The sequence below is a fragment of the Streptococcus porcorum genome, from assembly GCF_053203725.1.
This window is the reverse complement of the sequence record NZ_JBRUDG010000046.1, coordinates 1-10,388: the sequence shown is the minus strand read 5'-3', so window position 1 is coordinate 10,388 and position 10,388 is coordinate 1. Positions and strand designations below refer to the sequence as shown.

At 39.8% G+C, this 10,388-nt stretch carries 3 protein-coding genes; 1 reads left to right on the top strand and 2 read right to left on the bottom strand.

Annotation, left to right across the window (positions count from 1 at the left end):
• Window positions 1-94: 94 nt before the first annotated feature.
• On the top strand, window positions 95-7,840 hold the full coding sequence (locus ACVRWY_RS08955; RefSeq protein ID WP_354369842.1) for a MucBP domain-containing protein: 7,746 nt from the start codon (window positions 95-97) through the stop codon (window positions 7,838-7,840).
• A gap of 166 nt (window positions 7,841-8,006) precedes the next feature.
• Here the strand turns inward: ACVRWY_RS08955 and ACVRWY_RS08950 are convergent, their stop codons facing one another.
• The gene (locus ACVRWY_RS08950) at window positions 8,007-9,446 is read right to left on the bottom strand and encodes a sensor histidine kinase (protein WP_354369841.1); all 1,440 of its coding nucleotides are present in this window, start codon (window positions 9,444-9,446) and stop codon (window positions 8,007-8,009) included.
• Window positions 9,443-10,138, bottom strand: coding sequence for a response regulator transcription factor (locus tag ACVRWY_RS08945; protein WP_354369840.1), 696 nt, complete (start codon window positions 10,136-10,138; stop codon window positions 9,443-9,445). The genes ACVRWY_RS08950 and ACVRWY_RS08945 overlap by 4 nt, the downstream gene beginning before the upstream one ends.
• Window positions 10,139-10,388 lie beyond the last annotated feature (250 nt).

Sequence of the window (10,388 nt, the reverse complement as noted above, 5' to 3'; positions counted from 1 at the left end):
CATATGAACCCTTTCTAATGTGAGTTTCGTCGCTTTTCATTATAGGTCATATGGGACCTTTTTCTATATTCAAAAAGGCTCCATAATTTCCACGGTGTTCTTACCCACTACAGAAATTATAGAGCCGGAAGTTACAGGATTCCGTATTCCATCAACAAAATTATCTAAGGATGTATCAACTTATCAAACTGAAAAAGTTGATATTAATGGAGAAAGTTATACCGTTTATAAGATTCCATTTGTAGATGGTGTGACATCTGTTAATGAGACAGAAGCTGGTGTTTATGTTGATTACACCATGACTCAAGAATATTTTTATGGCTCTCCAACAGAAACTAAGACGACCAATGTTTATTATGGGTTGGCTTTTGATAGTTTAAGTAACTTTGTTCGCTCAGGTGGGGAAGATGCCTTGGACTTGGATGGTGATCAAGATTTAGGTGATACAGCTGGTGAGACATCAATTATCGGTGTCAGCGGTACTATCAAAGGGATTTCTCCTAAGGCACTCTTTGTTTATGACCAATCTAAATATACGGGTGGCTATAGCTTTGATACCACAGGAGTTGAAGCAGGCGATACGGTTTCCATTAAAGCTTCTATTCAAAACAATACTGTAGGAACAAACTATTCTGATATGACAGTAATCACAGTATTGTCTAATAGTCAGGATGAAATTTTTGATGGTTCTAAATCACGAGGTAGTCAGTTTACTCCAACCCTAACAGGACCAATTACGGCACCGACAGGTTGGACAGTTTACTACACAACAGATGAGCAAGATTCAAATGAATCTGGTGCAAACCTTACAGGTTGGACAGATGTTGTCGATGATTATAGTAAAGTCACAGCCATCAAGCTGGTGTCAGATCCTGGTGTTGTTTTAAAAACAGGTAGCATGGTTAGCTTTGAGTATGGTTTAACAACGCCAGCTGATGCACGTAGTGGTTCAAGTATTACAACAACAACGGCTATTGCAGTTAATGGTTCAACAAACTTTTTAGAAGGTTACCGTTCAACCGTTCAAATTAAAAAGACTTATGGTTCGGTCTTAGTTGCTTATGTTGATATTAATGGCAATACCATTGCTGACACGGCTATCGACAGCCCCGATCCAACAGAGACATGGACACCTTACGATACTGCTGATAAACGTCAGTCAGAGATTACAGTAGGTGAGCGTGTTTATCGTTTGGTTGCGTCTGGTAACTATCCTGTTGGAACTGTAGGAGATGACGGTAACCTTATCAGTCATGCCGATACGAGCAAAACAGATGGTATAGAGCCAACAACTGGTGAAGTGGGTGTTGGTGCTAAAACCGTTACCTATGTCTATCAAGAAGTCTTAGGTAAAGTAACGGTTAAATATGTAGATGAGGATGGCAATCCTATTTCCGGTTTAACTGAGGACAATAAAACAGTTGCTGATACGGTTGAAGATACTCCAGAATCATCACTTGGGACACCTTATACAACAACGGATCATAAACCAACGACAATTACAACTGCTGATGGCAAATTGTACCGCTATAAAGAGATTCAAACAGGATCAGCAGATGAGACAGGTACGGTTACAGAAGGTGAGAAAATCGTTACTTATGTCTACGAGTTAGTCAAAGGTAATGTGACGGTAAACTATAAGACCGTGGATGGTACTGAGATTAGTCCATCAGTGAGTGATGAACGTGATACGCCAGTTGGTCAGCCTTATGATACTAGGGACCAAATAAAAGAAACGATTACAACGACTGATGGTAAAGTTTATAAACGTATTCCAAAGGCCGTTGAAGGTGCAGAAACTGGTAAAGTAGTAGAGGGTACGACAGAAGTTACTTATTACTATGAACTTGTGAAGGGGGATGTCATCGTCAATTATGAGACGACTGACGGAACGACCCTAGCACCTCAAGTTGTTGATACCAATGATGGAGATACGGGGTCAGACTATTCAACAACTGATCATAAACCAGAAAAAATTGTAGTAGATACAACAGGGGATGTTTATTATATCTTGCCAACGGGTACGGAGCTTAAAACAGGTTCAGCACCAGAGACCGGTAAAGTTGCTCCAGGAGTAACCGAAGTCACTTACCTTTATCAAAAAGCAGGCCATGTTAAGGTTAATTATGTTCTAGATGACGCGTCAGCCACTGTATTAAAAGATTCGGTAATGGATGTTGAAAATGGGAAACCAGGTGCTACTTACTCGACTTCAGAGGATAATAAACCATTAACAATCACCGCAGCGGACGGTAAAGTGTATCAGTTGAAAGAAGTGCAAGCAGATTCAGCTGCTGAAACGGGTAGTGTTGAAGCAGGTAAGACACTCGAAGTGACCTATATCTACACAGAGGTGTTAAGCGACGTTATCGTTGAATACTATGACACAGAGGGTAATGTGATTGCGACAACTGTCGTTGACGAAGATGATAAGTCTGTCGGTACAGTCTACAACACAGATGAAGACAATAAACCAGCAACTATCACGACAGACGATGGTACCGTTTATTACTACAAAGAAGTAAAAGACACGTCTGCCCCAACAACTGGTAAAGTATCAGAAACAACGACAACGGTTCAGTATGTGTATGAAAAAGCTGGTAATGTAGTTGTGAACTACATCGCAGAAGATGGCACAGTCATCGCAAGTCCTGTAGCTGATGAAACTAATGTGAAACCAGGTTATGACTACAACACAACAGATAACAAGCCAACAACGATTACAACTGAAGACGGTAAAACTTACGAGTTGATTCCAACTGCGACAATCGGTAGTGAAACCGGCACCGTAGAAGTAGGTAAAACAACCGAAGTAACGTACGTCTACAAAGAAGTCAAAGGTTCAGTTGTGGTTAACTATGTCACAACAGACGGTACAGTTATCCAAGATCCTGTAACAGACACACCAGAAACGTCAACAGGTACAGCCTACGACACAAGAGATGTCAAACCAACTGAAATTACAACTGCAGATGGTAAATCATACCGCCTTGTTCCAACACTTACAGTTGGTAATGAAACAGGTACAGTTGTTCCAGGTGTAACACAAGTCACTTATGTTTACGAAGAAGTTAAGGGTGATGTTGTTGTTAACTACATCAATACCGATGGCGACGTCATCGCATCACAAGTTGTAGATACGAAGACAACTTCAACAGGTACAGCCTACGACACGACTGATAACAAACCAACTAAGATCACAACTGAAGATGGTACCGTTTACTACTACAAAGAAGTAGAGGCTAACTCAGCTTCTGAAACAGGTAAGGTTGTCGAAGGCACCACTCAAGTGACCTACGTCTACGAAAAAGCTGGTAATGTAGTTGTGAACTACACACTGGCAGACGGTACCGTACTTAAGGATCCTGTAAATGACGAGACAAACCAAGCACCTGGTTATGCTTACGATACAACAGACAATAAACCAGACGCCATCACTACAACTGACGGTAAAGTCTATCGTCTGGTTCCAAGTGCAACCATTGGTAACGAAACAGGTGATGTTGAATCAGATACTACACTTGAAGTCACTTACATCTACGAAGAAGTATTGAGCGACGTTATCGTTGAATACTATGACACAGAGGGTAATGTGATTGCGACAACTGTCGTTGACGAAGATGATAAGTCTGTCGGTACAGTCTACAACACAGATGAAGACAATAAACCAGCAACTATCACGACAGACGATGGTACCGTTTATTACTACAAAGAAGTAAAAGACACGTCTGCCCCAACAACTGGTAAAGTATCAGAAACAACGACAACGGTTCAGTATGTGTATGAAAAAGCTGGTAATGTAGTTGTGAACTACATCGCAGAAGATGGCACAGTCATCGCAAGTCCTGTAGCTGATGAAACCAATGCTCAACCAGGCACTTCATACGATACAACAGATCACAAGCCAACCACTATCACAACTGAAGACGGTAAGACTTATGAGTTGATTCCAACTGCGACAATCGGTAGTGAAACCGGCACCGTAGAAGCAGGTAAAACAACCGAAGTAACGTACGTCTACAAAGAAGTCAAAGGCTCAGTAGTGGTTAACTATGTCACAACTGATGGCACAGTTCTTCAAGCGCCTGTTACAGACACACCAGAAACTTCAACAGGTACAGCCTACGACACAAGAGATGTCAAACCAACTGAAATTACAACTGCAGATGGTAAGACATACCGCCTTGTTCCAACACTTACAGTTGGTAATGAAACAGGTACAGTTGTTCCAGGTGTGACACAAGTCACTTATATTTACGAAGAAGTTAAGGGTGACGTTGTCGTTAACTATGTAAACACTGCTGGCGACGTCATCGCATCACAAGTAGTTGATACCAAGACAACTTCAACAGGTACTACTTACGACACGACTGATAACAAACCAACTAAGATCACAACAGAAGATGGCACCGTTTACTACTACAAAGAAGTAGAGGCTAACTCAGATTCTGAAACAGGTAAGGTTGTCGAAGGCACCACTCAAGTGACTTACGTCTATGAAAAAGCTGGTAATGTTGTTGTGAACTACATCACAGAAGACGGTACAGTTATCAAGCAACCTGTGAATGACGAAACCAATGCTCAACCAGGAACTGAGTACAACACAACAGATAACAAGCCAACTACAATCACTACTGAAGATGGCACAACCTACGAATTGGTTCCAAGTGTAACTATCGGTACTGAAAATGGTGAAGTTGAATCTGGTAAGACTACTGAAGTAACTTATGTTTACCGTAAAGTTGAAACTCCTGCAGCTAAGACTGGTAATGTTGTGGTTGAGTACTACAATATTGCGGGTGAGAAAATCGCAACAGATGTTGTAGACACACCAGAAACAACAACTGGAACTGTCTATGAAACATTTGATTTCAAACCATCAACAATCACAAAAGATGGTGTAACTTACTTCTACAAAGAAGTGAAAGACACTTCAGCTGCTGAGAAAGGTACTGTTGTTGAAGGTACTACAACTGTTCAATACGTCTACGAGCCAGCAGGTAACATTGTAGTTAACTACACACTCGCAGACGGTACAGTTATCAAACAACCTGTGAATGACGAAACCAATGCTCAACCAGGCACTTCATACGATACGACAGATAACAAACCAGAAACTATCACTACAACTGATGGTAAAGTCTATCGTCTGGTTCCAAGTGCAACCATTGGTAACGAAACAGGTGATGTTGAATCAGATACTACACTCGAAGTCACTTACATCTATGAAGAAGTGAAGTCGGATGTTGTGGTTGAATACTACAATACAGATGGTGAAGTGATTGCGACAACTGTAGTTGACGAAGATGATACGTCTGTCGGTACAGTCTACAACACAGACGAAGACAACCGTCCAGCAACCATCACAACTGAAGATGGTACAGTTTACTACTACAAAGAAGTAAAAGACACGTCTGCCCCAACAACTGGTAAAGTAGCAGAAACAACGACAACAGTTCAGTATGTGTATGAAAAAGCAGGTAATGTAGTGGTGAACTACATTGCAGAAGACGGTACAGTTATCAAGCGACCTGTGAATGACGAAACCAATGCTCAACCAGGAACTGAGTACAACACAACAGATAACAAGCCAACTACAATCACTACTGAAGATGGTAAGACTTACGAGTTGATTCCAACTGCAACCATCGGTACTGAAAATGGTGAAGTTGAATCTGGTAAGACTACTGAAGTAACTTATGTTTACCGTAAAGTTGAAACTCCTGCAGCTAAGACTGGTAATGTTGTGGTTGAGTACTACAATATTGCGGGTGAGAAAATCGCAACAGATGTTGTAGACACACCAGAAACAACAACTGGAACTGTCTATGAAACATTTGATTTCAAACCATCAACAATCACCAAAAATGGTGTAACTTACTTCTACAAAGAAGTGAAAGACACTTCAGCTGCTGAGAAAGGTACTGTTGTTGAAGGTACAACAACTGTTCAATACGTCTACGAGCCAACAGGTTCAGTAACAGTTAACTATGTGACAACAGATGGAACTGTTATCAAATCTCCAATTAAGGATGAAGAGAATGCAGAACCAGGTAAGACATATTCAACTGAGGACAACAAGCCAACCACTATCACAACAGAAGATGGTAAGACATATAAACTTGTTCCAAACTTGACGACTGGTGAAGAAAATGGAACAGTAACCTCTGGTGAAGATAAACAAATTACTTATGTTTACGAAGAAGTGAAAGGTTCGGTTGTTGTTAATTACATTGATACAGAAGGTAAGGTTATCAAAGCACCTGTAATAGATACTCCATCTAGCTCAACAGGTACAGCTTACGATACAACTGATAACAAACCAACTACTATCACAACAGAAGATGGTACTACTTACGAGCTTGTTCCAGTTCTTACGAAAGGTTCAGAAACAGGCAAGGTTGTAGAAGGTGAAACGATTGTAACTTATGTTTACCGTAAGGTTGTTGCTCCAACTCCAAACGTGAAGACAGGTTCAGTTGTTATCCGTTATGTTGAAGCAGGTAACGAATCAAACGTTCTGAAAGATCCAGTTCTTGATGAGAACGCAGTTGTAACAGGTACCAAATACGATACGACTGATGAAGGTGATAAGCCAGCTGAAATTGTGAAAGACGGCGTTCGTTATGTATTGGTTCCATCTAAGACAACTGCTGTAGATCCAAATGGTAACCCAGTTAATGAAACAGGTGAAGTTGCTGAAGGTACAACTGTAGTAATCTACAAGTACCAGAAAGTTGCTAACTGGATCCCACAAATTCCTGTAACACCAGAGAATCCAACTCCAGTTAACCCAGTAATCCCTTACCCATTCGATCCAACTAACCCAGATAAGCCGCTTGATCCAACAACACCTTATCCAGGTGGTGAAGTTCCATCCATTCCACATGTTCTAGGCTTCACACCAGTAGATCCTAAGACCAACGAACCATTGAAACCAGTTGATCCAACAGATCCAAGCAAGGGTTATGTGCCACCAACTCCAGACGAGTCAGGTATTGACACACCAATCCCTTACGTTCAAAATGGTAACGTAGTGGTGAACTATGTGACTGAAGATGGTACAGTAATTAAGTCACCTGTTCAAGATGAAATAAACGCTCCAGCAGGTAAGTCTTATGATACAACTGACAACAAGCCAAACACTATCACTACAGAAGATGGTACAACTTATGAGCTTGTTCGTGTGGAAGGTTCAGAAACAGGTACAGTTGAAGGTGGTAAGACTACTGAAGTAACTTACGTTTACCGTAAAGTAGAAACACCTGCTAAGAAGGTTGTAACAAACTATGTTGACGAAGCAGGTAACCCAATTGCACCGCAAGAAGAGGGTACAACACCTAACAAGTCCATCCCAGGTTATGAGTTCACAGGTAAGACAGTTACGGATGAAGATGGCAATACTACACACATCTACCGTAAGGTAACTAAGGTTGTAACAAACCATGTTGACGAAGCAGGTAACCCAATTGCACCGCAAGAAGAAGGTACAACACCAAACAAAGGTACCTCCATCCCAGGTTATGAGTTCACAGGTAAGACAATTACAGATGAGAATGGTAACACAACTCACATCTACCGTAAAGTTGTTACTCCTGTTGACCCAACTGCCCCAGTTACCCCAGAAGATCCAACAGATCCAGTAACACCAGTTACTCCTGTTGATCCAAAAGCTCCAGTTCAGCCAGATGTTACTGTTAGATCAGAAACACCAGCTAAAATAGCTTATGCTGCAGAAACTCTTCCAAAAACAGGCGAAGATAACTCAGCAGCAGTTACAGCAATGGGAGTAAGTATGATCCTTGCATCACTTGGACTTGCAACGAAACGTCGCCGTTAAGACGGTTAATGTTAATTCCAAAAATAGGCAATAAAAAAACACTCTAAAGGTTAACTTTTAGAGTGTTTTTGATTATGAAATTGGGGTGAAATTTAGAAATTAAAAAGTTTATTTAGTTTAATTTGAAGTATGTTAAATCTTTTTCTCCTGGTATTTACTATGTCACTCACCTGTCAGCTAGTGGAGTTTTAGGGAGTATCAAGGTAAAGACAGTTTGCTCTGATGTAGATGAGACTGTAATATCACCGCCATGAATTGATATGATTTCTTTAGTGATAGCTAGTCCAATGCCGTGCTGACCATCTTGTCCTTTATAAAATCTATCAAATATGTGTTCTAGATCCTTTTCTGGAATTTGCGGGCCATCATTTTTGATGATAATTTGAAAACAATCATCGATTTCAAGACTACAAATAGTGATAGTTGACCGTGCGTATCGGATAGCATTAGATAAGATATTGGTGATGGCACGCTCTAATTTTTCTTCATCTCCTTGAATGAAAAGATAATCTTCCAACTTATGAACAAAGTTTAATGACCGTTCTTCAGCTAAACTTTTTAAACGCCAAGAACAATCCAAAATGAGTTCTTTGGTATTGATTTCCTCAATATGAAGTTGACTTTGACTTCCTTCTAATTTTGATAAAAGTAAGATGTCATCCACTAACTTTGTCATTCGTTGACTCTCATCTAGGATAATTTGAGCAGATTCTTTAGGATTAGTCCCGATACCTTCTTTGATAGCTTCGGCATATCCTTGAATAGACATAAGTGGAGTTCTAAGCTCATGTGAGGAATTTTGGAAAAAATAGCGCTGGCTAGCTTGACTTTGTTCAATCATGTTGGACATTTCTTGAACGGTATCTGCTACTTGATTAAATTCTTGATAAGATAGTTTTGATATGTTATCTGTTTTTTCACGACGTCCAACTTTTAAGATGAAGTTCCTCAGAGTTTGAAAGGCAGTATCAATTTTTTTAGCGGTCAAAAAAATCAATACAAAGGCTAATCCACCGGTTAGCACCATTAGTCCAAGTAACAGGTTATTGATTAAGTTTAGAAAATCTTGGATGGGTGTAATATTGGTATAAACTAATGCAAGATGACTAGTATCATCATCATCATCTTTTGAGTCAGTGACATAGTAGTCTGAAATAGCCCCCCAATATTCTTTAGCTTTAAGATAGTAACTACTCCCATCTATCGTCACAATAATTCCCTTCTCAGCTTCTAGTTGATGCTCAATATCATCTTCTTCGTTAGAGAGAAATTTTAAGAGCTGCTTAGAAACTTTTTTTTGCTTACTATCATTCGACGATATTGAGGAATACTCTTCTTCAAAATCATCAGTTGTGATCAGGTATTGGGTTGAAAAGATGGCTTGATTTTGATTGGAGGTATCTAGTTGCTGGCTTGTACCCGTACTTTGATAAAGTTGATCTAACGTATCAAATTGTTGAGAAATTGCCGAAGCTGTACTGGTCTCAATGTATTGGCGGATAGTAAGGTTGAAGACCAAGAAGATTAGAATAAAAGCAAGGACCAAGTTCGTTAATGGGATGAGAAATAAACTGGTTTTAAGTCTAGGATTGAAAAATTTTTTCATTTTGTCTCCTTTTTTTCAATCAGTTTAAATCCAAATCCCCAAACGGTTTCAATAAAAACATGACTATCAACTGCCCTTAGTTTTTTTCGTAATCGTTTGATGGTGTCATCAGTGACGCGTGTTTCGACATCGCTATCGTATCCCCATACCTTTTCTAATAACTCTTCTCGGGATAGAGCTTTTTCGGCATTCTCCATTAAAAACTGCAACAGTTGAAATTCAGTGTTGGTTAAGTTGAGTTCTTGCTGATTATAAAAGGCAGTTCTCTGATCAAGAGAAAGATGTAAGTCCCCAAGACTCATTTCTTGTTGTGATGGGGGAGGTATTTTTTCAAGTCGGTTTAAGGTAGCTTTTACTTTTAGGGTCAGTGCAACAGGAGAAAATGGTTTGGTAAAGTAATCATCTGCTCCCATAGTAAAACCTGTCATGTAATCAGCATCGCTATCTCTAGCTGTGAGAAGGATGATAGGGATATCGGATTGTTTGCGGAGTTGCGCTACTAGACTAAAGCCGTCAATCCCAGGCATCATGACGTCGGATATGACAAGATCAGCTGGTTCTTGATTAAAACGTTGTAATAAAGCGTCCCCAGTTTCAAAACTCAATACTCTAAACCCTGCATCTAATAAGAAATTTTCGATGAGCTGGCGAATATTTTTTTCATCATCTGCAACATAAATTAATTGGTTCATAAGTTCTCGCTTTTTATTGATTTATTCCATTAAATGCTAAATGATTATCTTTGTCAAGTCAAAGGATTCTTCTTGTAGTATAATAGGAAGAAAAACAAGGAGTAAAATGATGACCAAGGAAATTGTAGCGTTACAATAGATGTGAGACTTCTAGAAGTCAAAAAAGAAGATTCCCTGATATGATAAGAGTACCACCACTCATCAAAAAAGGAATCTTCTCATGACTAGTATATCACAAAATCTTCGCTAT